This window comes from Marinifilum sp. N1E240 (genome assembly GCF_009295825.1).
GTDB lineage: Bacteria > Bacteroidota > Bacteroidia > Bacteroidales > Marinifilaceae > Marinifilum_A > Marinifilum_A sediminis.
This window is the reverse complement of the sequence record NZ_WHKF01000002.1, coordinates 920,658-945,127: the sequence shown is the minus strand read 5'-3', so window position 1 is coordinate 945,127 and position 24,470 is coordinate 920,658. Positions and strand designations below refer to the sequence as shown.

22 protein-coding genes are annotated in these 24,470 nt (G+C 36.0%); 13 read left to right on the top strand and 9 right to left on the bottom strand.

Annotated features, from left to right (window positions below; all coding sequences use genetic code 11):
• The 4 genes from GCQ56_RS08830 to GCQ56_RS08815 all read right to left on the bottom strand — a co-directional run bounded on the left by GCQ56_RS08830 (position 1) and on the right by GCQ56_RS08815 (position 5,988).
• Positions 1-3,048: an efflux RND transporter permease subunit gene (locus tag GCQ56_RS08830; RefSeq protein WP_152734093.1), complete on the bottom strand. Its 3,048-nt coding sequence runs from the start codon at positions 3,046-3,048 to the stop codon at positions 1-3.
• A gap of 4 nt (positions 3,049-3,052) precedes the next feature.
• On the bottom strand, positions 3,053-4,132 hold the full coding sequence (locus tag GCQ56_RS08825) for an efflux RND transporter periplasmic adaptor subunit (protein WP_152734092.1): 1,080 nt from the start codon (positions 4,130-4,132) through the stop codon (positions 3,053-3,055).
• Between the two features lie 153 nt (positions 4,133-4,285).
• Positions 4,286-4,855 carry a TetR/AcrR family transcriptional regulator gene (locus GCQ56_RS08820; RefSeq protein ID WP_152734091.1) on the bottom strand — a complete coding sequence of 190 codons (570 nt, stop codon included), beginning with the start codon at positions 4,853-4,855 and terminating at the stop codon, positions 4,286-4,288.
• 170 nt (positions 4,856-5,025) lie between these two features.
• Positions 5,026-5,988: an AraC family transcriptional regulator gene (locus GCQ56_RS08815; protein WP_152734090.1), complete on the bottom strand. Its 963-nt coding sequence runs from the start codon at positions 5,986-5,988 to the stop codon at positions 5,026-5,028.
• Positions 5,989-6,163: 175 nt separating this feature from the next.
• Between GCQ56_RS08815 and GCQ56_RS08810 the strand changes: the two genes are divergently transcribed.
• From GCQ56_RS08810 to GCQ56_RS08755, 13 genes are all read left to right on the top strand, one after another.
• A complete protein-coding gene (locus GCQ56_RS08810; protein WP_152734089.1) occupies positions 6,164-6,904 on the top strand; it encodes a DUF4469 domain-containing protein in 741 nt (246 codons plus the stop codon).
• Between the two features lie 400 nt (positions 6,905-7,304).
• On the top strand, positions 7,305-8,057 hold the full coding sequence (locus GCQ56_RS08805; protein ID WP_152734088.1) for a hypothetical protein: 753 nt from the start codon (positions 7,305-7,307) through the stop codon (positions 8,055-8,057).
• A gap of 9 nt (positions 8,058-8,066) precedes the next feature.
• On the top strand, positions 8,067-8,459 hold the full coding sequence (locus GCQ56_RS08800; RefSeq protein WP_152734087.1) for a hypothetical protein: 393 nt from the start codon (positions 8,067-8,069) through the stop codon (positions 8,457-8,459).
• Between the two features lie 443 nt (positions 8,460-8,902).
• The gene (locus GCQ56_RS08795) at positions 8,903-9,409 is read left to right on the top strand and encodes a flavodoxin (protein WP_152734086.1); all 507 of its coding nucleotides are present in this window, start codon (positions 8,903-8,905) and stop codon (positions 9,407-9,409) included.
• Between the two features lie 143 nt (positions 9,410-9,552).
• On the top strand, positions 9,553-9,939 hold the full coding sequence (locus GCQ56_RS08790; RefSeq protein WP_152734085.1) for a DUF2023 family protein: 387 nt from the start codon (positions 9,553-9,555) through the stop codon (positions 9,937-9,939).
• Between the two features lie 225 nt (positions 9,940-10,164).
• Positions 10,165-10,308 carry a hypothetical protein gene (locus tag GCQ56_RS20270; RefSeq protein WP_193323746.1) on the top strand — a complete coding sequence of 48 codons (144 nt, stop codon included), beginning with the start codon at positions 10,165-10,167 and terminating at the stop codon, positions 10,306-10,308.
• 336 nt (positions 10,309-10,644) lie between these two features.
• Positions 10,645-11,157 carry a ferritin gene (locus GCQ56_RS08785; RefSeq protein WP_152734084.1) on the top strand — a complete coding sequence of 171 codons (513 nt, stop codon included), beginning with the start codon at positions 10,645-10,647 and terminating at the stop codon, positions 11,155-11,157.
• A 136-nt stretch (positions 11,158-11,293) separates the two neighbouring features.
• Positions 11,294-11,803: a nuclear transport factor 2 family protein gene (locus GCQ56_RS08780; RefSeq protein ID WP_152734083.1), complete on the top strand. Its 510-nt coding sequence runs from the start codon at positions 11,294-11,296 to the stop codon at positions 11,801-11,803.
• An 83-nt stretch (positions 11,804-11,886) separates the two neighbouring features.
• Positions 11,887-12,273 (top strand): hypothetical protein, encoded by a 387-nt coding sequence (locus GCQ56_RS08775; RefSeq protein WP_152734082.1) that lies wholly within the window; start codon positions 11,887-11,889, stop codon positions 12,271-12,273.
• Positions 12,274-12,376: 103 nt separating this feature from the next.
• Positions 12,377-15,670 carry a preprotein translocase subunit SecA gene (gene secA, locus GCQ56_RS08770; RefSeq protein ID WP_152734081.1) on the top strand — a complete coding sequence of 1,098 codons (3,294 nt, stop codon included), beginning with the start codon at positions 12,377-12,379 and terminating at the stop codon, positions 15,668-15,670.
• A 273-nt stretch (positions 15,671-15,943) separates the two neighbouring features.
• Complete coding sequence (gene lgt, locus GCQ56_RS08765; RefSeq protein ID WP_152734080.1) at positions 15,944-16,744, top strand: prolipoprotein diacylglyceryl transferase; 801 nt, start codon at positions 15,944-15,946, stop codon at positions 16,742-16,744.
• A 117-nt stretch (positions 16,745-16,861) separates the two neighbouring features.
• Positions 16,862-18,700, top strand: coding sequence for an ankyrin repeat domain-containing protein (locus GCQ56_RS08760; RefSeq protein WP_152734079.1), 1,839 nt, complete (start codon positions 16,862-16,864; stop codon positions 18,698-18,700).
• 183 nt (positions 18,701-18,883) lie between these two features.
• A complete protein-coding gene (locus GCQ56_RS08755; protein WP_152734078.1) occupies positions 18,884-19,333 on the top strand; it encodes a hypothetical protein in 450 nt (149 codons plus the stop codon).
• Positions 19,334-19,381: 48 nt separating this feature from the next.
• Here GCQ56_RS08755 and GCQ56_RS08750 read toward each other — a convergent pair whose 3' ends face one another.
• The 5 genes from GCQ56_RS08750 to GCQ56_RS08730 form a co-directional block, all read right to left on the bottom strand.
• The gene (locus GCQ56_RS08750) at positions 19,382-21,184 is read right to left on the bottom strand and encodes a MutS-related protein (protein WP_152734077.1); all 1,803 of its coding nucleotides are present in this window, start codon (positions 21,182-21,184) and stop codon (positions 19,382-19,384) included.
• Positions 21,185-21,415: 231 nt separating this feature from the next.
• Entirely contained in the window at positions 21,416-22,114 is a 699-nt protein-coding gene (locus tag GCQ56_RS08745) for a hypothetical protein (RefSeq protein WP_152734076.1), read from the bottom strand.
• 130 nt (positions 22,115-22,244) lie between these two features.
• Positions 22,245-23,036, bottom strand: coding sequence for a DUF4097 family beta strand repeat-containing protein (locus tag GCQ56_RS08740; RefSeq protein ID WP_152734075.1), 792 nt, complete (start codon positions 23,034-23,036; stop codon positions 22,245-22,247).
• A 64-nt stretch (positions 23,037-23,100) separates the two neighbouring features.
• Positions 23,101-23,898, bottom strand: coding sequence for a HEAT repeat domain-containing protein (locus GCQ56_RS08735; RefSeq protein WP_152734168.1), 798 nt, complete (start codon positions 23,896-23,898; stop codon positions 23,101-23,103).
• Positions 23,899-23,909: 11 nt separating this feature from the next.
• Positions 23,910-24,452, bottom strand: a complete 543-nt coding sequence (locus GCQ56_RS08730) for an RNA polymerase sigma factor (RefSeq protein WP_299993845.1) — start codon at positions 24,450-24,452, stop codon at positions 23,910-23,912.
• Positions 24,453-24,470: the final 18 nt, after the last annotated feature.

Below are 24,470 nucleotides of genomic sequence, written 5' to 3'. Positions count from 1 at the left end.
TTAGTTTAGTTCAGTTACTTTAATTCGGTAAAAAATCACATAAAGTAGAGGGACTACAATCAGGGTAAGAACTGTTGCGAATAACAATCCAAATATGATGGTTACCGCCATCGATCCGTACATAGGATCAGTTACGATTGGTAACATTCCTAAAATGGTGGTCAATGCAGCCAAAAATACCGGTCTTAAACGACTGATAGAGGCGTTTACTACAGCTGGAAATGCTTGCATTCCTTCTGTATTCAGGTTAATGTTGATTTGATCCATCAACACAATTGCATTTTTAAGAACCATACCAATAAGTCCCAGAAAACCAACAATTGCCATAAAACCAAATGCGTTATCGGTAATAAATAAGCCAATACCTACACCAATAATCGATAAGGGGATAATGGCGATAACAACAAGTGATTGTCTGACACTATTGAATAGCATGATGATGATAAAGACCATTAACAATAGGGATACTGGCATAAATTGACGAGTACCTTCCTGCGATTCCTGCGATGGCTTTAACTCTCCATCCCACATAAAAGAATAACCTTCGGGTAGAGGAATAGCCTCTATTTCCTCTTTCATATAACTTAAAAGAGTAGCACCAGTAACATTTGGATCTGCAGGATCACATTTAATGGTAATGGCTCTTTGGCGATTGAATCTTTTAATAACGCTATCTTCCCATTTGATTTCTATGCTATCAACGACCTCTTTTAAAGGAACAGAATACGCTCCCTGTTGCGACCATACTCCCGTATTTTCGATGCTGGAAATACTGTTTTGCGCATTTTGATTTACCTTTAGCATCACAGGCATCTGTTCTTCGTTTTCACGGTATACACCTATGCCTAAGCCGGTACTTGTCAATTGTTGAATTGCATTCCCCAGATCATTTCTGGAAATCCCTGCTCGAGCTGCTTTTACCTGCGAATATTGTGGAACCCAGGTCAACACTTTATTTCTCCAATCATCACAAATGTCTCCGCACAAGGCTTCATTCTGCATAATGATTTTAGTTTGCTCGGCTAAGTCTCTCAATACTGCAGGATCAGGACCCATAAATCGTGCTTCCACCTTGTACTTAATCGGTGGACCAGCTACGTAATCTTTCACTCTGCATCGGGCTTGAGAATAATTGTCAGCGAAAAATTCCCTTAAGCCTGGCTTCATGGCGTCGGCTTCTTCCGAGCTATTGGTTTCAATCATCAATTGACCAAAACTTGTGTTGTAACTTTCGTTATGTGCTACCAATATATAGCGAGGTGGCGTTTGACTAATGCTACTTACAATATTGACAATTTCAGGATATTTCTTGAATAGCTCTTTTTCTGCTGTTGCTAAGTCTTCCTCCACCTTGTTGATAGAACTTCCTTCTGGCAACCAGTAGTCAACCTCTACATACGATTTTTCAAGAGGCATAAAGAAAGCCTGCTTTAAATTGGAAAATGCTACAATAGATACAATCAAAAACAAAATCACTGAAGCCAAAGAAATCCAGCGGTAACGCAAGCATTTAATTAAAAATGTTTTAAACTGAAGATACATTTTATTCGCGTAGGGATCTTTTATCTCCTTTGGTGCTTTTAGAAATCTTTCGTTGGTTAAGGCTGTTTGTGTCATGGCAAACAACCAGCTTAATGTTAAGGATATTGCCAAAACTAAGAATAAGTCTCTGCAAATTTCACCTGCCGAATTGGGAGCCAGGAATACGGGCAGAAATGCCAGAATTGCTATAAATGTTGCACCCAATAATGGGAGTGAGGTAGAGCTTGAAATGTTAACAATAGCCTTCCGTCTGTTTAAGCCTCTTTGCAAAGAAACAAGAGCTCCATCGGTAACTACAATGGCATTATCAACCAACATGCCCATGGCAATAATAATAGCTGCCAATGAAGTTCTGTGAAGACTGATATCCATTGCATTCATAACAATTAAGGTTCCTAAAATGGAAAAGATCAGACCACTTCCAATTAAGATACCAGACTGAAATCCCATAAATAGTAAAAGAACCAACACCACAATACCCACCGACATGATTAGGTTTGTAATAAAGGCGTCATTGGCAACCTCCACTTCATGTGCTTCGTTATAAACGGTGTTAATTTCCAAGCCTAGGGGAAGGCTTGGTTGAATGAGTTCCAATTTGGCTTTTAAGTTTTCTGCTAAAGAAAGTACATTGCCTCCTTTGGTAGTAGAGATCGCCAAACCTATGGCATCTGAACCATTTCGTTTGAATAAACCAATGGCAGGTTCCAGATAGGATTTCCTGATTTCTGCTATGTCTTTCAAATAAAACTGCTCCTTGCCAACCTGAACGATTGTATTTTTGATCTCATCGAGATTTTTAAATGCATTGTTTCCGGAAACTCTTACGTAGCGATCTTGCAATTCTATTTGACCTGCCGCAGCGATACTGGCTTGTGAGTTGAATACCTGAGCAATAATACCAGGATTAATTCCCAATTCAGATTTTTTAGCATCGTCAAGAATTACATCTACGCATTCAATTCGATTGCCAAATAGGGTGATTTTACCAACCTGTTTAACGGGTAACAACTCACGCTTAAGGTATTGTGCGTAATCATTCAACTCTTCACGAGAAAAACCATCACCAGTTATGGCATAGAACATTCCATACACATCACCAAAGTCATCAATTACACTTGGAGCTTTTGCTCCTGAAGGTAAGTTGGGGGAGGCATCCTTGATTTTTTTTCGCAGGATATCCCAGACCTGAGGCATTTCACTTGTGCGGAGTTTCTCCTCGAGATCGATATCTACAATAGAGAGTCCGGCATAGGAGCTGGAAGAAATTTCTTTAATATTATCCATACTTTGAGCAGCTCGCTCAATTACTTCGGTAACCTCTTGTTCTACCTCATGAGCCGATGCTCCGGGATATTGTGTAATTACCAATGCTGTTTTAATGGTAAACAAAGAGTCTTCAAGCTTACCCATACTAAAGTAAGATGATATTCCTCCAACCATTACAATTAACAAGAAAAAGTAGATTACTATCTTATTCTTTAGTGAATATTCTGTTAAACTCATTATGCTACAATTTATTACCTATGTTTGTTTTTGAGAATGCTTCCAATTTTTTAACCTTTTGTCCTTCTGTTAAGAAATTGACTCCTGTTTTAACAATGAATTCACCACCTCTTAAACCATTTTCAATTTGAATCAGATTCTCAGGTACTATTTTCCCCTTACGAACTTCTTTAGAAGAGACCTGCTGGGTTTTCTCATTGTAAATCCAGACAAATGTTTTGTTGTTTTTCGAGAACACACAGGATATGGGTACCTGAATTATGGCATTGGAATCGGAATTGCTTTCACAAATTTCCAAATGGGTTGTCATTCCTGCTCGTAGCTTCAATTTTTCAGGAACATCAATTAAAATGGAAATAGGATAGGATTGCTTCGAAGAGCTGGTTTTTTGCCCCACTTCTTTTAATTTACCTGGCAGACGAATAGTTTGACCTTCGAGTTCAATAAGACAGTTAAACTGAGTATCCTCCTTTACTTTTGATAAATCTTTTGATGAAACCCAGGCTTTAACCTCGAATTTAGAAAGGTCGATTAAAGAAACAATAGCTTGTCCAGGGTTCACCTCCTCATAATTGTTGACAAAGGTATTGTTGATATAACCAGAAAAAGGAGCTCTTAAATCGGTATCAATTAGTGCATTTTTAGCAGCTTCATAAGCCGTTTTGGCCGCGGTATAGTTCGATTCAATTTGATCGAATGTGCTCTCGGCAACACTTTCCTGTTCCAGCAATATTTTATAACGCTCGTATTCAGCACTGGCCAATTTGAATGCCGCCTGTGTTGCTTCCAGAGCAATTTTATAATCTCGAGGATCAATTTTAGCAATCACCTGACCTTTTGAAACGTAATCGCCAATAATATCATTCAATTTAACAAGGGGACCTTTAACACGAAAAGCAAGTTTGGTTTCTCTCTTTTCATGTATACTCGCCGGAACAAGGGTATTGTTATTTTGCTTATTCTGCAGACTTGTTTCAATCACCTTCACCGATCGGATGTACGTTTTTTTCTTTACTTCTTCTTTACAACTAAGCATACTCAATAGTAGGATTAGAAGGCAAGTGGCATTTCTGAATTGTTTCATTTTTAATCTATGGTTTAAAATATTTGTTACACATTTGCGTTCTTGGTAAACTAATAACGTATATGTAGTTTACCTGTGGGCGAAAAAAATAGGGAACATGCAGTGTTTTACTTCTTACTTGCTTCCTAATTCTCTTATTTACTATGCTCTACACTATTTCTTCTGAATAGAGGAGAAGATGTAGTCTAATTCTTCCTTTATTTTGGATTCGAATTCTCGTTTCGTTTTACACATATTGATATTAAACTCCATTAATGCACTGATAATGTTATTGATCACTCTTGGGTCAACCTTTTCATTCAAATAACCTAATGCTTTACCTTCTTCCAGAAAAGCCATAAAATCATTTTTACGAGTGACTAACTTTTCATGTATCATTGCATCTATCCTGGGATATTCGGTTTTAATTGTTTTATGATTGACAATGATATACTCTTCCACATGTTCTACTTGCTGATCTGCCATGTTTTCGATTAATGTACTGTAATCTTTATCTTGCGAAGAGAAGATTTTAAAGGATTGAATTACTTTATCCATACTGTTTGAATAACATTGGTACAATAATTCTTCCTTGTTGCCAATAATCTTGTAAAGAGTTCGTTTAGACATCCCACATTCTTTGGCAAGATCATCCATATTCCAACCTTTAACTCCAGATTGCAGAAGGAGAGTCTTCGTACTATCCAATACTATTTTCTCGATATTTTTATCACCTATCTTCATAAAAGTATACTAAATGATCAAAATCAGTTTACAGTGGGCAAACCTAAGCTAGTTTTTTGAACTAAGCAAGAGAATAGAGCAGAAAAATGCCCTTATGTAATGATCTTAACATTTTTTAGCAATTGAGGATAGAATCTATTAGGACAGGTAGGAACAAAAAAGGAAGCATTTTAATTGCGATTTCGAAACTGCAATGCCGTGACGCCAAATTTGCGTTTAAAAGCCTTGCAAAAATGGGAGGAATGCTCATATCCGCATTCCATCCCAACTTCTAAAATGCTTAGTTCGCTGTTTTGTAGCAAATGACGGGCTTTGTTCATTCTATAAATCAGCAAATGACCAAAAACCGTGTTGCTATAAACCAATTTGAAACCATTTTTCAGTTTGTAAGAGTTTAAACCAACCATAGCGGCAAGGGCAGGTACAGAAGGTGGCTTGCCTACACTGGAGATGAGTATGTACTCCGCTTTTCGAATTTTCTCCAGTTCATCACTTGGGATTTTAGAGGAATTGTGACAGGAGTGCCAATAGTTAATTTGCAGAGAGAGCAGCTCCAATATTTTTCCCTCGATGTACATGTTTTTGGTTTTGCCCAATTCAAAGGCTTGATCAATCTGGGAGATGATCATCAGCATTTCACTGGTAACAATCAAATTGTTTTTACTCAGAAAAGTCAGGTGTTCTTTCTTGTATTCAGAATACAACTCGCCCAACTGATCGGGGTAACGAAGAACCAAATTTTCCAAATAATCCTGCTTTAGCACACAACTTCGATAGGAATAGGGGGCATTCGCTGCAAATTGAAGCACATGCGCGGTATTTTTTGGCATAATCAACACATTGTTTTCTCCCTCCTTTATTTCAGAATTCTTCTCTTCAAGTGAATATTTCAAATCCCCTTTTAGCATAAAATTCATGCTGAACAGCGCTTCCTCAATCCTGCTTTTCCAACTGATATCGTAAGGAAATACATTCTGAACTTGTATCAAGGATAAGCCGGGCAAGCACTTTCTCTCCATGTACAGATGTGGATTCTGCTTACCCTTTATGCAACATGGGGTATTGCTATCGGAATAAAACTCATGTAAAAGTTGATTCCATTCCTCTTTAGAATTCGGATAAAAATAGCTCATACGTCCTTAAGTATAATTTTTAATCCCTTAGGTATAACAATCAATCCATTTTCCATATTTAACTTCATACTAGTTATTTTATTGTGATAAGTGATAGAATAAGAGTTTAAAAGGAAAATTGAAGGCTCACAATAACAGTTCATGAGCCATAGTACTTATAAAATCCAAATTAATTATGGAGGTAAAAGAAAAGAACAGTGTAATGGTTGAATTGCACGATTTATCAATCACCGAACAAAAAGACGATCGATTTGGTAGGGTAATTACCGCTAAATCTTTGGGTATAGACGATTTGGTGAACATCGCCATTGCGCGTGGTACCAACTATAGTGCTACCGACCTGCGGTCTGCCAATGAAATATTGCAGAATATTGCCATTGAGCAGATCTCGAATGGGGCTTCGGTACATTTTGGCTTGGGCTACTACCATCTTAGCGTGAATGGTGTATTTATTGGTGACAACGCCAAATGGGATAGCGAAAAGCATTCTTTATCGGCTCACGTTACGCCAACCGCCGAATTGCGAAATGCCATTAAAAATTGTATTGTCGATGTAAGAGGTATGGCAGCATCGCCAATGGCTATCAACTCGGTAACAGATGTAGCTTCGGGCGAAGTGAATAGCAAGCTGACTCCTGGCGGAGGAGTAAATGTTACAGGTAACAGAATAAAAATAGAAGGGGAAGAGGCTAGTGTAGGTATTAAGCTGGTGAACGAAGAGACTAAGGAGGAAACCTCGATTCCTATAACTTCTATACTTACCAACACTCCTTCAAAACTGACATTTATTGTGCCCGTAGGTTTGGTGGCAGGAGATTATAAGTTAGTGGTAACCACCCAATACAGCAACTCAGGAACTCTACTGAAGGAGGCAAGAGCATTTGTGCTTGAATATCTTTTAAATGTAGAGGTATAAACTACATACAATTAGTTCAAGAGTTACTACAAGCCTTCCTTTTTTTGGAAGGCTTTTTTATGAATTGAAAATATGGAGCCTCTCCACATTAGGCTGTTGAGACCTTCCACACTAGGCTATGGAAGCTCTCCACATTAAGGTGTTGAAGGTTTCCACATTAGGCTGTGACATGTTTTCATATTCAGAGTAGGATTAGGTGCTAGGCGTAATACTGCCTTTGTGCCGACTATTTTTTATCTAGTTGGCAGGTTTTGTCTGTTGAGCAGAATACATGACTAGCATCTTGAAGATGCTTGTCATGTTAGGGAATCATCAAGTATAAGCTTTGCGAATGGGCTAGTAAGCTTGGTATAATTTAGTACATTTAACATCAGAATATTTACTATTTTAAATATCGAAAATGAAATACATTCCCATTCTATTCATTCTTTTTCTATTAGGATGTCAACAGAACCCTAACATTCAAAAGCAGATTGAACTGCAAGAAAGTTTGCTTGATAGCAAGTACCGTATGATGTTAGCTGATCTTGATCTGAAGTATACTATGAATCCTGCAAAATATATGGGATTGTTTGAATACATAAGAAATTTAGATCAGCGTTTTGATGAAGTACAAAAAGAAGTATTGGTTACCGATGGATATGGTGATAAAAGCAAGGAAATTGTGTTTAATTATTATAAGATGGTAGAATTAGGTCTTACGCATGGATACCTGGAAGATGAGTTTAAAAAGTGTAGAGAATGTATTAATGATATTCTTTTAGGAAAATCAAAGAGTATGGAAGAGAGAAAAATGACAGTTCTTTTCTTAAAAACATGTCATACCTCATTTATAGAAGAAATTATTGGAGAAGTTACTAATCATGATTTTAAGTTTAATAAAATTCGTCCGGTTGTGGTTGAAAAAAGCAATAAGGTAAAACTGGGAGAGGAATATGAGGCTAGGATTTTTTTAATAGCTATAGATACAACAAAAATTCCTTTGTATAAAATTGAGAATTGTGAGGTGTTTTTAGGAACACAAGGAGAGGGGATTGTAAGGTATAAGGCGAATAGTAAAGGAAACCACGTCTGGGGTGGAACAGTTTCCTGGGTTAGTGATCAAGGTGTAGAAGTAGTTATGGATTTAGAAGAGAGTTTTATTGTAGAATAAAGATTAATAATGAAAAGACTATTCAATAAAATATCAGGAATAATTAGGGTTTTAATAGGTGGTATGGCGTGTTTTGCTGGGATTTGGCTAATTAATAATCTTAAGTCTGGTGATCTAGGTAATATTATTGGATTTGTAATTGTTTTGTCGATTATGGAATATTATAGTTTGTTTTTGATTATTAGCGGTTGGAAGCAAATTGTGAATCAAACAATAAAAAATAGGATACCTATCTATATTTTCTTAATCGTCAATACTTTTGTTTTAATTGGATTTATTTGGGCGTTTATCGATAAAGAATCAATAGAAAACCCTGATATTATGGCAATTGTAGCTATTATTTCACTTTGTGTTTTATTTGGTGTAGAGGAAATTTACAAGTTGATGTATTTATCCAAATGATTGAATGTGAATAATGTAAAGTAAGACAATAAAACTTTAAGTATATGTAGAAGCCTCCCATACCAGGAGGCTTTTCTGTTCCCTAACTATTATACCACAAGGACCAATTTGTGATGAAATGCTAGCCTATCTTAAATTAGTACTTCCTGACCAGACAACAGGTTTGTCTGTTGAGCAGAATACATGACAAGCATCTTCAAGATGCTAGTCATGTTAGGGAATCATAAAGTTGCGAGGAGGAAGGATGAAGTGATCTGTTCAATATGTGATGCGAATAGAATTCAATAAACAGAGATAACAAGAAAGCCCGAAACTCTAAAACCTCTGGTTTATCAATTCAAATCAAAAATACTCCATAACTCACAAATCATAACAAATAGTGATTGACAGGCATGTCTTGTGCTCTTACTTTTGTGTCTGTAATCAATCTAAATAAAAACAAGATGCAAAACATAGGAATTTTTTACGGTTCGTCAACCGGTAATACCGAAGCAGTGGCAAAGCAATTGCAAAAGGAGTTGGGTGAAGACAAGGTGGAGACATTTGATGTGGCGGAAGCCAAATTAGCCGACCTTGAAAACTTCTCGAATATCATTCTAGGAACATCAACCTGGGGTATTGGAGATCTGCAAGACGATTTTGAAGACTTTTTATCTGAACTATCAAATGCCAATTTGAGTGGTAAAAAACTAGCCATTTACGGTTTGGGTGATCAGTATTCCTACTCCGATTCTTTTGTGGATGGTATGGGTGAGATTTACGAATTGCTGAAGGACAAATCCTGTGAGTTAATTGGTGAGATACCAACAGAAGGATACGAGTACGACAGCAGTAGAGCGGAGAAAGAAGGTCAGCTGGTAGGTTTGGCTCTCGATGCCGATAATCAGGACGAACTAACTGCTTCAAGATTGAAATCGTGGGCAGAACAAATCAGAAATCAGTTTAATTAGGTTTGGTGAAAGAGCAGGTAAATTTCGATGCTGTAGCCTGTGTTTTGTTTGTTTCAATTCAGGACCAGAGTGAAGAATTTACTTGCCACTTTCCAATTTACAAGCTATTTAAATTATAGACAATCCGAAGAAAATACAAACAGATGAAACTAACTTGCGCCGACTATAAAACTGCTGACATGCAGATACTGATTCACCACGTTTACGAGTACAATAAAGGCTTAAGAAGCTTGGTTTTGCACACCATGAATAGTAATGAAAGAGATAAAACCGAGAACTTGCTGAAACGAAAGGGGATCAGCTATTTTCTACAGAATGTGAGTGCGAATAAGATCAATGTGTTTTTTGGTAAGGACGAGTGCATTCAAATCGTTCAATCTTTTGGAGATAAATCTTTATCGGATTTTAGCGATGAACAGGATTTTATTCTGGGCATTATGCTTGGCTATGATAGAAGCCAGCAATACGATAGATATATCAAACGTAAGGGTATCGATTTAGAAATTTTAGAATCGCAGCTTGCGGGTTAGCCTATTTAAATCATACATTTTAACACATCTTAGTAAGTTTTTTTCTTTCGCTATTAATTCTATACTCACCTAAGGTAGTTTGCTACACTTTGGTGAGTTTTTTTTTGTTTCCTCTAATTGCAATTAAAAGCTCGGTAAAATCATTATATATTGGGATTGTGAGGGAGTTTACAACTCGCTTTCTTTGTTACTGTAAAATAAAATTGAGATTTAAAACAATTCGACATGAAAGTATTATCGGTGAAGAAAGATCAATCAAGTATTAGAGTGCAATCCGTAAATGGGATGTCCTTATTCGTTGAAGAATGGATGATAAAAAGAGCAGAAGTAACAGATTGTTCTGCCGGTAAGAACCCCAATAAAGTTTAAAATTTGTGTTATCCAGTAGTGGATTATTTGATTTTGTAGACCTATGTTGTCTCGAAGCATAGTATTTCTGCAGTTTAAGTTTGAATACCTCCTTAGATTAGATTCTATTGAGGTGTTTTTTTTGCTAAAGGAGCATGTTGGATTCAATGTATTTTGCTGATTATAAACTTTTTTAAGATTCAATTGTTCTAAATGCAGATACTTGTATTCTGCTCTTTCTATTTCAGTATTTAGTTTCAGTTTAAATAAGCATAAAATTGATGGATAAAAAATAAGGAATACTAGATTTCTTGTATTTTTGAGGGAAATTAGAACACACAAAAAAGATTATATATTATGGCTATCAATAAAAATGTAGAGAAGATTTTGAATGAGCAGATCAATGCTGAATTTTGGTCGGCGTATTTTTACCTTTCAATGTCGAACTATTTTAATGCGAACGGAATGCCAGGTTTCGCTAACTGGATGAAAGTTCAGTTCGAAGAAGAAACTTTCCATGCAATGAAGATGTTGGATTATGTGAACGAGCGTGGAGGAAGAGTAATTTTGGAGCCAATTGCTGAGGTTCCTTCTGAGTGGGATGGTGTTTTAAATATTTACGAAGAGACGTTGGCACACGAAGAAAAGGTAACAAGTCTAATCAACGGATGCATGAATGTTGCAATTCAGGAAAAAGATCACGCAACAGTAAACTTCTTACAATGGTTCGTTGACGAGCAGGTGGAAGAAGAAGCTGGTGTAGGAGAAATCCTTGATCAGTTGAAGATGTTCAAAGGCGAAGGTCATGGTCTTTACATGATGGACAAAGAGTTTAAAACAAGAACTTTTGTAGCACCAGCTAACGCATAAGTTCTGTACTTAGGATATTGGAAAGCCTCACATTTTGTGGGGCTTTTGTTTTTTTACGATTAAATGTTTTCATCTTACCAGATAAATTGGATAGAGGATAAAAAAAGAGATTATCTTTAAAAGAAAACTTTTGTCAATGAGAACAATTGCCATTGTAGTATTCCTGTTATCTTCAATGATCACATCAGCTCAAACCAATATGGAAAGTATACAAACGGAAATCGACCATAAAGTGTGGCATGAATTCAAAGCTGCATTTGAAACCATTGATTCGAAGGCTTTAAATGCAATTTATGCAGATGAAAGCTTACGTGTAACTCCCAATGGAATTGATACTCAGAATTTATTCAAAGCGAAGAACATCGAAAGATTTAAAATGCTTAGAGAAAAGTCGACGAAGGTAAAGCTCGATTTTTGGTTTGAAAGCCGACATACCAATGCGGATACATCATATGAAGTGGGCTTTTATAGAATTTCAACCACTTTAAAAGATGAAACTTCCATTCATTATGGGCAATTTCATATTGTTTTGAAGAAGATATCTGGAACTTGGAAAATTGTTCAGGATTGGGATTCAACCAGTATTAATGGACAGATTATAGGGCAAGAAGAGTTTGATCGAAATGGTCAGAACAAGTTATATTAAACGCAAGTGTGCTTTTGGTAAAATTATTTTCATAAAATAAGGCTTCAAACAAATAAAAATTTCTACTTTTGGTGTCGATGGATATGAATAGATACCTCATAGTAGTTTTTTGTGTGCTCACAGGTTGTGCAGCCGCTGTGCCTACCGCCAATGGTCAGGAGTTTGCAGTGGATCAGCAACTGTTTGCAGAATGGTATGCAAATCATATTCAGGACTTCGATGAATCTTTTTCTTCACCAATATTGGTGCAAGTGGAGCAGGAGCAAATTGCTGGAACATGTTTTTCGAATACCGAAGAACTATCAGTTCTGGATAATTTACCTAAAATCCCTGCCTTAAATCAAAAGAAATTCTTGCTCAATCATCCTTTACCTGAAGAGTATAGAGGAGTGAGTGCTTATTCCGAAGTTTACTACAATCAAATACCTGAGGGCGATACTCATATTCGTGCTCCTGGCATTCTTTGCTAACATTTCAAAGGTCCAAATTCGGGCAATTTTATTAGTTAACGTACAAATACCTTGCATCTCAATGCTTTTGGGTGCATTTACATATTGAAATCAATACATCAAGATGAGTTTTATAAATAAAACATTAGGCAAACTGTTTGGGAACAAATCAGACAGAGACTTAAAAGAGTTGTCTCCTTATTTGGGGAAAATTACCGCAGAATACGACAGAGTGAAGCACTTGAGTCACGATGGTATTCGTGAGGAATCTGAGAAGTTAAAGCAGCGCATTAAAGATTACGTGCAGGCTGAAGCTGATCAGGTAACTGCTTTAAAAGATAAGATCGAGAATGGTGGTCTTACTGTAAACGAGAAAGAAGAAACTTACGATAAAATCGATAAGATAGAAGAGCAGATTGATGGGAAAATAGAAGAGGTTTTGGAAGAGATTCTTCCTACTGCTTTTGCTGTTGTTAAAGATACTGCTCGAAGATTAACCGAGAATGAAGAAATTGAAGTTACAGCAACTCAATTCGACCGCGATTTGGCTCCACATTTCGACAATGTGCAAATTGATGGCGATAAAGCTGTGTTCTTCAATTCATGGACTGCTGGTGGTACAGAAGTGACCTGGAACATGATTCACTATGATGTACAGTTGATTGGTGGTACTGTTCTTCATCAGGGTAAAATTGCCGAGATGGCAACGGGTGAGGGTAAAACCTTAGTGGCAACCTTACCTGTATTCCTAAATGCATTAACCGGACGTGGTGTTCACGTAGTAACTGTGAATGATTACCTGGCTAAGCGTGACTCGGAATGGATGGGACCATTGTATCAATTCCACGGTTTATCTGTGGACTGTATCGATAAGCACTCTCCAAATTCAGACGAGCGTAGAAAAGCTTATGCTTCGGATATTACTTTTGGTACCAATAACGAATTTGGTTTCGACTACTTGCGTGATAATATGGCTACCAATCCTAAGGATTTGGTTCAGCGTCGTCACAACTATTCAATTGTCGACGAGGTTGACTCGGTATTGGTTGATGACGCTCGTACACCTTTGATTATTTCAGGTCCTATTCCAAGAGGAGATGATCAGCAGTTTGATTCTTTAAAGCCTCAGATTCAGAAAATCGTGAAAGCTCAGAACGATTTGGTAATGAAAATTTTTACCGATGCAAAACGTTTATTGAATAGCGAAGATAAGAAGGAGCACGAAGAAGGAGCGAAGCTATTGCTAAGAACTTTTAAAGGTTTACCAAAAATGAAACCTTTAATTAAGTATTTAAGTGAGCAGGGGAATAAGGCTACCTTATTAAAGACTGAGAACTTCTACATGCAGGAGAACAACAAAAACATGCACATTATTACTGATGAGCTGTTTTTTGTGATTGATGAGAAACAAAACTCAATTGAATTAACAGATAAAGGTATTGATTTATTAAGTGCTGATACTGATGATACAGGATTCTTTGTATTGCCGGATATTGGAACAGAAATCAATGATATTGAAAAGTCAGATCTTCCTGATGAAGAAAAATTGAGAAAAAAGGATGAGATGATCCAGTCTTATTCTGTTAAAACAGAACGTGTACACACGGTAAATCAGCTGTTGAAAGCATATACCTTATTCGAGAAAGATGTAGAGTATGTGTTGATGGATGGTAAGGTGAAGATTGTTGACGAGCAGACCGGTCGTATTATGGAAGGTCGTCGTTATTCTGATGGTTTACACCAGGCAATTGAAGCTAAGGAGAGTGTGAAGATTGAGGCAGCTACTCAAACATTCGCTACCATTACCTTGCAGAACTACTTTAGAATGTATAGCAAGCTTTCGGGTATGACCGGTACTGCGGAAACCGAAGCTGGTGAATTATGGGATATTTATAAATTAGAGGTGGTTGTAATTCCAACCAACCGTCCTATCGCTCGTGATGACCGTGATGATTTGGTGTACAAAACAAAGCGTGAGAAATATGCTGCGGTTATCGATGAGATTGTTGATCTGGTTAATGCTGGTCGTCCGGTATTGGTAGGTACAACTTCAGTTGAGATTTCAGAATTGTTAGGTAGAATGCTTAAGATTCGCGGAATTAAACACAACGTACTGAATGCGAAATTGCACCAGCGTGAGGCTGATATTGTAGCTGAAGCAGGTCAGGCAGGAACCGTAACCATTGCAACCAATATGGCTGGTCGTGGTACCGATATTAAATTATCTGATGAAGTGAAAGCTGCAGGTGGTTTGGCAATTATTGGTACCGAGCGTCACGATTCTCGTCGTGTCGACCGTCAGTTACGTGGTCGTGCAGGTCGTCAGGGAGATGTAGGTTCTTCTCAGTTCTTTGTATCTCTTGAAGATGATTTGATGCGTCTGTTTAGCTCCGATCGTATTGTGAAGTTAATGGACCGTATGGGTCTTCAGGAAGGTGAGGTAATTCAGCATAGCATGATTACCAAATCTATCGAGCGTGCTCAGAAGAAAGTGGAAGAGAATAACTTTGGTATTCGTAAGCGTTTATTGGAGTACGATGATGTAATGAACTCACAGCGTGAGGTAATTTACAAGCGTCGTCGTCATGCCTTATTCGGAGAGCGTATTCAGGTTGATATTGCCAATATGATGTACGATGTATCTGAAGTAATTGCCAATGAAAATCATGGTGGCGATTTCGAAGAGTTCAAAATGGACTTGATTCGTACCTTCTCTATTGAATCTCCAGTTACTGAAGAGGAATTCTTAAAAGAAACTCCTGAGGTAATTGCTGAGAAGATCAATGAAGTTGTACGTGATTCATATATTAGAAAAACAGAAGCTATTGCCAAGCAAGCATATCCGGTGATCAAGAATGTTTACGAGTCGAAAGCGGAAATGTACGAGAACATTGTGGTTCCATTTACCGATGGTTCTAAAATGTTTAATGTAGTTACTCACTTGAAGAAAGCCTACGAAACAGAAGCTGAAGATGTAATGAGATCTTTCGAGAAGGTTTCTATTTTAGCAACTATTGATGATTCGTGGAAAGAGCACTTGCGTGAAATGGATGACCTGAAGCAATCGGTTCAGAATGCGTCATACGAGCAAAAAGATCCACTTTTGATTTACAAGTTTGAGTCGTTCAACCTATTTAAAGTAATGGTTGAAGATGTGAATAAGAAAGTGGTTGCCAGCTTAATGAAAGGTCATATTCCATTGCAGGATCCTGAAGAAGTTCGTCAGGCAGAAGAACGCAAGCGTGATATGAGTAACCTAAAAACTTCTAAGGAAGAGTTAGGTTCCGACGGGAGAAAAGAAGCTCCTAAAAAAGCGGAACCAGTTCGTAATGTTCAGAAAGTGGGACGTAACGAGCCTTGTCCTTGCGGAAGCGGTAAGAAGTTTAAGCAGTGTCACGGAAAAGGTGTTCCGGCTTAATTATTGTCAAAAGAATCAGCACCCCTCTGTTTTGTCAGACATCTCCCCTGAGAAGGGGAGATCATCAAATAGAATTTTTCCCTTTTAGGGAAAATGTCGATAGACAAAAGGGTGTACTTACAGAATTCAGATTGTTTTGTAACAATCTACACATTGTATGTTTTTGTTTTCTGTTGGTATATTTAAAATATTAATATTATTTTCACATGGATTGTTCTGATAATCGGGGCAATCCATTTAGTTTTAACTCACCGAACTTTAAAAATAACAGATATGTTACTATCAATCCTTTGGGATGTAAAACCTGAAATTTTTACAATTGGTTCTTTCTCTGTCCGTTGGTACGGATTGCTTTTCGCACTTGGCTTTTTGTTAGGCTACTATATTGTAGAAAAGATGTTCAAGAAGGATGGCATTAAGCTGGAATGGCTTGATAAATTGTTCTTGTATACCATGATTGCTACAGTAGTAGGAGCTCGTTTAGGACATGTATTCTTTTATGGTTGGGAATTCTATTCTCAGCATCCAGCCGAAATTATTAAAGTTTGGCGCGGAGGATTGGCATCACATGGTGCGGCAATTGGTATTATTGCAGCTTTGTGGTTCTATTCTAAAAAAGTAAGTAAGAAATCAATCTTGTGGATTCTAGATTACGTTGTGATTCCGGTTGCTTTAGCAGGATGTTTTATTCGCTTGGGCAATTTAATGAATTCAGAGATCGTAGGTATTAGAACGGATGTTTCATGGGGATTTCAATTCGTAAGGGCTTCGATTTTTGAGCCGAATGCACCACGTCATCCAGCACAATTGTACGAAGCAATTTGCTACTTATTTTCTTTTGGTGTATTGATGTTCATGTATTGGAAAACCGATGCGAAGCAACGTTCAGGTATGATTTTCGGTGCCTTTTTGGTATTGATTTTCACTGCTCGTTTCTTTATCGAGTTCATCAAAGAAAATCAGGAAGCATTCGAAGAAGGAATGTCTTTAAATATGGGACAATGGTTAAGTATTCCGTTTGTATTAATGGGAGCTTACTTTGTAATTACGAATTTGAAGAAGAAAATAGCATAAATCTCAATCAAGAGATCGTTTTAAAAATCTGAGCCAATTTGGTTCGGATTTTTTTTGTTTGATATTCTATTATCAATAACCAATACAACTTTTGATACGAAAAAGAAGAATTATAAAATGAAGATAAAATATTCATTACATCTGATTACATTTGCCCTAATTGCTTTTTTACTGCAATCATGTTCTACATTAAAAATATCAGAGAGTAAGTACTCCGATATTTGCAGTACAGTATATGTTTTTCAGAACGGTATTGAAGTGCCCATACATTCCAATAGCGACACCATAGAAATAACTAAAAGTAAATTTGCCCTTCGTTTTTACAATAAATGCTATGATTCTGAAAACAAACTATTTTACGCTACTCGCATTATAGCTTTTTATGATGCATCGCAGATTCCTGAAATGAAAAATGGGATGACAATCGACTCACTAGATTGTTTTAAACCAGGTACAGGATTGGCTGCAACGAAAAATGGAGGCTACGAGTCTTTACAATTTAATTTTAATGCTCTTCACTATCTGTACTATCAAAATGAGGAAAGTAAAAGGGTAAATTCAATAGCTTTATCTGGTGATATGCATAAGTTGGAATTCGAAATTGACTCCTTAAATTTTATGGGGCATTTTACTACCATGTCCGAAATACAAGTATGCGAATTCTATTTACTACTATTTTCTGATAGAAATAACAATAGAATTGCAGAACAGGGCGAGTACAAAAGACTTACCATTCGCGTTAAAGAGAACTATAAAGGATGGACTGTTTCATATTGGAATAGACAGGATTCACTGGGTCAAACTCCTTTGCATAGGTTGTTTTTGCGTAAACAGTGGCAGGATATCAGCAACAAACAAAAGTTAACACTTTTACGAGAAGCTCTTTCGTTGGAACCTACCAACCTTAACATTCAGGATGCAAAGGGAAATACAGCCTTGCATTATGCATTAGATATGCATTATACGGAAAAGAATAATAGATATGTAGAGCATCCGATTGAATTGATAAAAACTTTGTTGACCAATAGGAAGTGCGATGTAAACATCCGAAACTATTATTATAACAATAACCCATTGCAGCAATATTTAATGAGTGGAAATATTGGCGTTAATAAAATAAATGCCAGAGGTATGGAGATCATTGGTTTGTTTCTAGCACGAGAAGATTTTCAATTGAATAGCCTAAACAATGTAAATTTTACTGCTTTTGATTATGCAAGTAAAATAAACTGGTTAGAAAACGAGAATACAAAGACGGTTAACAGGTTAAAGTCTGCTGAAGAGTACAATTACGGAGCATCGCAGGAATTATCGCAATTTATAAATAGAATTGGCTTTAATGCTACTATAAACGATGTTGATTTTTATAAAGAAAACATCAAATTATGCTTCGATTACAATGCAAATCCGAATGTTATTGAATATCAAGTGGCAAGAACACCTTTAGGCTATCTGTGTTATTCAAAGAGCAGACCCTATGGCTATTCTGATGAAGAAATTCAATCGAATTTGATATTAAAAGCAGAATTAATTAAACAATTAATGCAAACACCCGGCATTAATATAAATCTACCTGACTGTAATGGTGCAACAGCTTTACATTATGCGCTTGATGATTATGCAACGGTTTTGGTAAAAACATTACTAAGTAATCCGAACACCAATATAAACAGCCAAAATTCTTTTGGTAACACTCCTTTAATGCAAATGATACAAAACCTTAAATACCTGCGTTCTCGCTCTAAAAAGGAAGCTTATTTTTGCTTAAAGGTATTGACATCGGATATCAATAGGATTGATTTTAAGGTGCTGAATTACCAAGGCGCATCTACTCTCGATTTAATTAATGCCTGGCTGTATCATAAGGAGAGAGGAGATAGAAATAAAAGATTGTATCCTGAAATTTATACTTGTCTTGAAGAGTTGAAAGTGAGAATTGAAAACAAAGTAAAGTAGTTGAAATAGATAGTTCATATTCTTAATAATAATTTCTATCTGATTTCATTTACTAAAAATATCAAGCATTTCACGAATAAAAATAAGCTGCTCACTCATTTTAAATTGATCTAACAATAATATTGTTCATATTCATTTTGTAAATCTGATTTTATCAGAACATAAACTATTAAAATTTACATTATGGAACAAGCAGTAAAAAATGAAATCAAGACGATTCAGTTAAACAATTTAGAAAGATTTTATCCAGAGTTTGTTGGTGGTGGTGATCGTGAATTGGATGGACATGGTCCAAAAATAATGGTGAATGTGATTATTTATCCAGATGAGTATACCATTCGAGCAAGAATGAATGTGTTTATTCAAGAGACTAAATCTGATTGGTCAACTGGATTTGGCTATATCGATAAGGAAGTGTATCGAAATGACAAGCCGATTCTTCGAATTGTTGGAAGTACAGAAAGTCATTATGCAATTGATATGGGCGGAACTCATGATAGTAGAGTTGTGGCTATGAAGGATGGAGTTGTAAAAAACTACACCTTCTGGGGAGATAGAAAAGGTGATGATATTGGCTCTTATTCTTCTGTTGCTTTAGAGTTTGATCCAAACATTAAGATTGAAGAATTTTAAGATAATAGTAAACTCCGTTATTTGATAATAACGGAGTTTACTATTTATTTATGCTTTGTTTAGAATTTCCATTTCAATACCCATTTTCTTCATTAAAATAGGAGCATTAAAGGTTTTGCAGAAACCATTTTGAACCTTATAATCGAAATACAGTTCTTCTCCATCAATTTTAATATCGAAGAATCTGTTTTCTACCTGTCCTGGCAATTCATTTTCCAATATTGACAACTCCAAATCGTGAGTGGCTACCAATCCAACTGCATTGTATTTTACCAATTGCTTGATTAAGGCTTTAGAACCGGTGTGTTTGTCTTTTGAATTGGTTCCTCTTAAAATTTCATCCAAAAGTAAGAGTGTATTTTCCTGTTTGTTTACTTTTTCGATAACCTGCTGTATTCTTTTCAGTTCAGCGTAAAAAGAAGATTCGTTTTCTTCAATAGAATCCTTAATTCTCATTGAAGTATTTACCTCAACATTAGAAGTGAGCATAGATTTCGCACAAACAGGAGCACCGGAAAGAGCCAAAACCACATTGACACCAATGGTTCTTAGAAATGTACTTTTCCCAGCCATATTTGAACCAGTAACAATATGAATCACACCAGGTCCGTTTAGTTGGTAATCATTGTTCACTCGCACTTTCTCATCTATCATTGGATGTCCTGTATCCTGCATGTCCAACTTAAAATGCTCAGAAGTTATCTTAGGGAATGTCCAATCCGGATGATTATAACTTAGATTGGCAAAGCTAGATAGAGCCTCAATTTCTCCGATAGTATCAAACCAGTTTCTAATTTCATGTCCATAGTTTACCTTCCATTTGTCAATTCTGTACAATAAATGTAGCTCGTAGAAGAAAAGGGCATTAAAAATGATCTGTACCAGCATATTGTATCGCTGATCCAGAAGTTCGATTAGTTTAGAGAGTCTTCTTATCTTTTTAGAGGCACGTAGATCTCTACTTTCCAATTTTTTCTTTAAACCTGATAGTTTTTCCGATTCCCAGTCATTTTTCTCGAAATTGTGAATGATTTGAGCATAAATTTTAAGCATATCGGCTCTTTTGGAAGTGTTGTTGTGCGCTTTTCCTACATTCCTAAAGTTTCGGTAATGTATTGTAATGCTCACCATTAAAAGCACCAGGATAGGTATTGTAGATCCTATAAAGGAATAGATTAAGGCAGCCAGGGAAAATATAGGTAGTATACTTATGACGGCAAATAAAATTTTATTGCCATGAAAGGGAGAATCTTGTTTTCCCCAATTACTCACGAAGTCAGGATCATCATTCTTTAACTTTTTAGACAATCCATATTGAATGATATCTTGTCTCCAGTCAATTTTATCGTTTAACTCTTTAACAGCTTTCTGTCTCGATTCAATTTCTTTATTGTCTGCCGGTTGATTAAGCCACATTCCAAGAGTATCATTCCCAATTTTACTTACGCATCGGTTAATCAATTGAAATAAGGAGTGAGCTCCGTAAACATCCAAATCTGAAGCATAGGCATGGTTTGCTTTCAGATATTCTTCTCCATTGTAAAATAATTTGCTGTGTCTGGTTTTTAGGCATGAAATTTCATTTTCATTGATCTCAATTAATCCCTTTAATTTTTTGATTCTTTTATCATTTCTACCATATCGTCTAACGAAATAAACTAAGGAGGCAATTAATGCCAAGGCTGTGAGACTAGCCAAAAGCATGGAATAGGGTAAAATAACATAGAATAAAACAAAGGCAGAGATTGCACTTAAAAGGCGAAATGCAGATAGTGTTTTATTTGTTTTTTGCAACTGAAGAACTTCTTTCTGGAATTTCTTTATGCGTTCAGAGTAAAAGTTGAGTTTCATAATTAAATTTTGCTATGAGAAGCTAAAATTACGAAAACTCTACATACAATTAGTGAAGGAATTGTAATTAATATGTGGTGGGCAAAGATCTAGCAAAGATCCAGAATTAGTGAAGAAGAAATGCCATTATATCCATTAAATAGATAAACCTTTGAAGCGAATAGCTTCAAAGGTTTGATGTGTGTGAAAAAGGCAATAAGTTGTCTTATTACCAAAAAAACATGGTGCAATTTATTTCTCCTTTCGAAGAAAAATATCACCACTAATAGTTTTGAGAGATATTTCCTCGCCACCACCGTTTAAATCTTTTGAAAATTTGCTTTTGATGTATTGGTGTAAACCATCTGAGTTTTTCAGGTTTAGATCGAAATCGGTATACATTTTACCTGTAATGGTATTTAAAACTAAATCGGCTTGATGTTTCGAAGGTAAACTCAAATCAATAAATCCACTTATGGTTTTAATTTCCATTTCATCTCTTAAGCCTTCAATGGTAATGTTACCATTTATGGTATTGATAGAAAGTTTTGCATTTCTGGGAAGCTTCACCTCAAAGAAAAGTTCCATGTCAATGGAGTTTGTGGTAATGGTCTCGGTTTTACCATCTTTGTTTTTACTTTTTCTGATGATGCTTGTTTTGTGCAAGTCTTCCATGTTTTCGATTTCGGATTCGATTTCAATTCCACGAGAAAACGTGCTGGAATTAAGGCGAAAAGAGTCATTGTCTTCATTATTATTGATGTTTACATTAACTTTCACATAAACTTCATTCCTATCCCAGGTAGATACAGATATCTCATCGGCAAATTTAAATTCCAGAGAAACTTGTTCTCCATCTGACAATTTTGTTGTTTTCTCAACAATCTTTTGGGAATATGCGCTTGCAACTCCAAATAGTAGGAACAGAGCGATATGTATTATTTTTTTCATGATACTTATATTTTAACTGTTAATAAAAGGGCATAAAAATGGCTGCCAGGGAAATTTTCACTTCTTAAGTAAGATTCTGCCTTCTTGATACAAACAGAATGGAAAAGAGGATCCGAAGCAGCCTAAAGCTTTATTTTTTTCTTAGATAGATGTTGTTGTTGATGGTTTTTACAGCAAACTTAACACCTCCACCATTAATTTGTGTTTTAATTTTGTTGCCACCACCTGCATAGGATAAACCTTTCTTCTCTTTTTGATCCATTTTAACATCAAAATCGGTATAGAATTCACCATTAATACTGCTTAGCTCCAAATTTGCCGAAGTTTCTGAAGGCATGGTAATATCAACATTACCGTTAATGGCAGATATAGATACTGGACTTTTTTGATTTAGCTTACTAAAGACAATATCCACACTTCCATTAATTAAATCAAGGATTACAGGACCCGTGATTTGATCGAGTTTCACACTAGGCATTAGTGTGTTGATTTCGATTTCGGAACTGAAATTACGAACTACAATTGGGTTTGAAGAAGCAAAGGGACTCTTACAATCTATTTTTAGATTTACACCTTTAGGGATTTTAAAAAGATAATTTTTGTGCTTAGTCTCTTTCCCAAGTCCTGTTAAGGTCAGCACTTTTCCTTCTTTAGACGAATGGATACCAAAGTTGGTATTATCATCCAATCCATTGCTATAGATCGCTTTTAAGCCTTTAGCTCTTGAAGGAATTTGTTTTTTATAGTTTGTTTCTACAATAATATCAGAACCACTGTGTTCTTCTACTTTTATTTCTCCTAAAACATTGGTGATACATACCTGATCTCCAGTTTTAACATCGAAATTGAGTTTTTGTGCGTTCAAATTTGACACTCCCGTAATTAGGAAGCAAATGATGAGTATTTTATTTAATGTATTCATAATTTGTATTTTTTTTGGATTCGTAATTAATAGTTCAGCCGGCTATTACTGTGTTATATAATTTTTAGATAAAAACTTTAATTCCTTCTTTCGCCAATTCTCTCACCACTGGCAGGTTATCTTCTTCAGTTAAAATATCCTGTAAAAGATCTTTGGCACGTTCATCTTGTAGGTTTACTAAAATATTGATTAGTGTTATTTGTAAGGAAGGTTCCTTTTGATTTTTTAGAGCTTCTAGAAAAGCATTTTTTACCAATGGATTATTTGCAAATTTCACAAGAGCATTTGCTGCAGCCATTCTAACATTTACATTGGCATCGCTTTGCAAAGTTTGTACGAGAATCGCTAAAACTTTATCATCTCCCTGGGAATGTTCCTCCAATTGGTTAACTGCCTTAAGTCTTTGGCTACTTGTTGGTTGTTTTAGTGTGGCAAGTGTAAGATTCTGATTCATCTTATTCAAATCATTCTGAAGCTTAGCGATCTCCAAAGACTGATCCGTTGATTGCCCCATGTTTTTACCAAGTAGTACACCAATTCCGAATATGATGATAATTAAGGCAGCATACTTTAGAAATTCACCGAATTTATAGCCATTATTTTTATTCTCAGTTTTGAAAGTGATCACATTTTGATGCATTTTCTCATCTTTCAAGATCTGATTAAAATTCTTTTTTAAATTAGAGGATGGCAATTCATCTTCAGTAGTGTTGATATCTGATAGGAATTGTTTGGTTAATTCGTATTCATTTCTACAATGTTCGCAAGAAGTAAGATGGTTTTCCACCTCTTTTGTTTGCGTCTCGTTAAGATCGTTTTCTATGTATTCGACCAAAAGGTCGTTGATATATTTGCATTCCATTTTATTATCTTTTAAGCAAGTTCGAAATAAAGTTTTCTTAGCTTATTTAAAGCCCGGTGTACTTTTACTTTAACCGCATTTTCCGAGAAGCCAGTAATTTCTGCAATTTCTCTGTATTTTAATCCTTGAAAGCGACTCAATTCAATGATTTCCTTTTGCTCAGCTTGTAATCCATTCAGAGCTTCGTATAAAGTCTTTTTTCTAGATTCTAACTCCATTTCTTCGACAGCCGAATCGCTTTCAACTTGAATATGTTCTGGATCATCATAGTCTGAAATTTGTATTTTGTTGTCGCGATAATGATTTGCGTGAGCATTTCTTGCAATTTGATACATCCAGGATTTGAATAGATGTTCTTCATTGTAACTCTTTCGGTAAGATAAAATCCTTCGAAATACCGACTGAACAAGATCTTCACTGACTGAACGATTTTTCGTAAGCCTCAGAAAGAAATTGTAAAGTTTAACATGGTATTTCTCGAACAAAGGTGACAATGCATTTAATTCACCTGATTTTACCAAAATCATTAATTGTTCATCATTTAGTTTCTTCACAATAAATTGAATTGTATA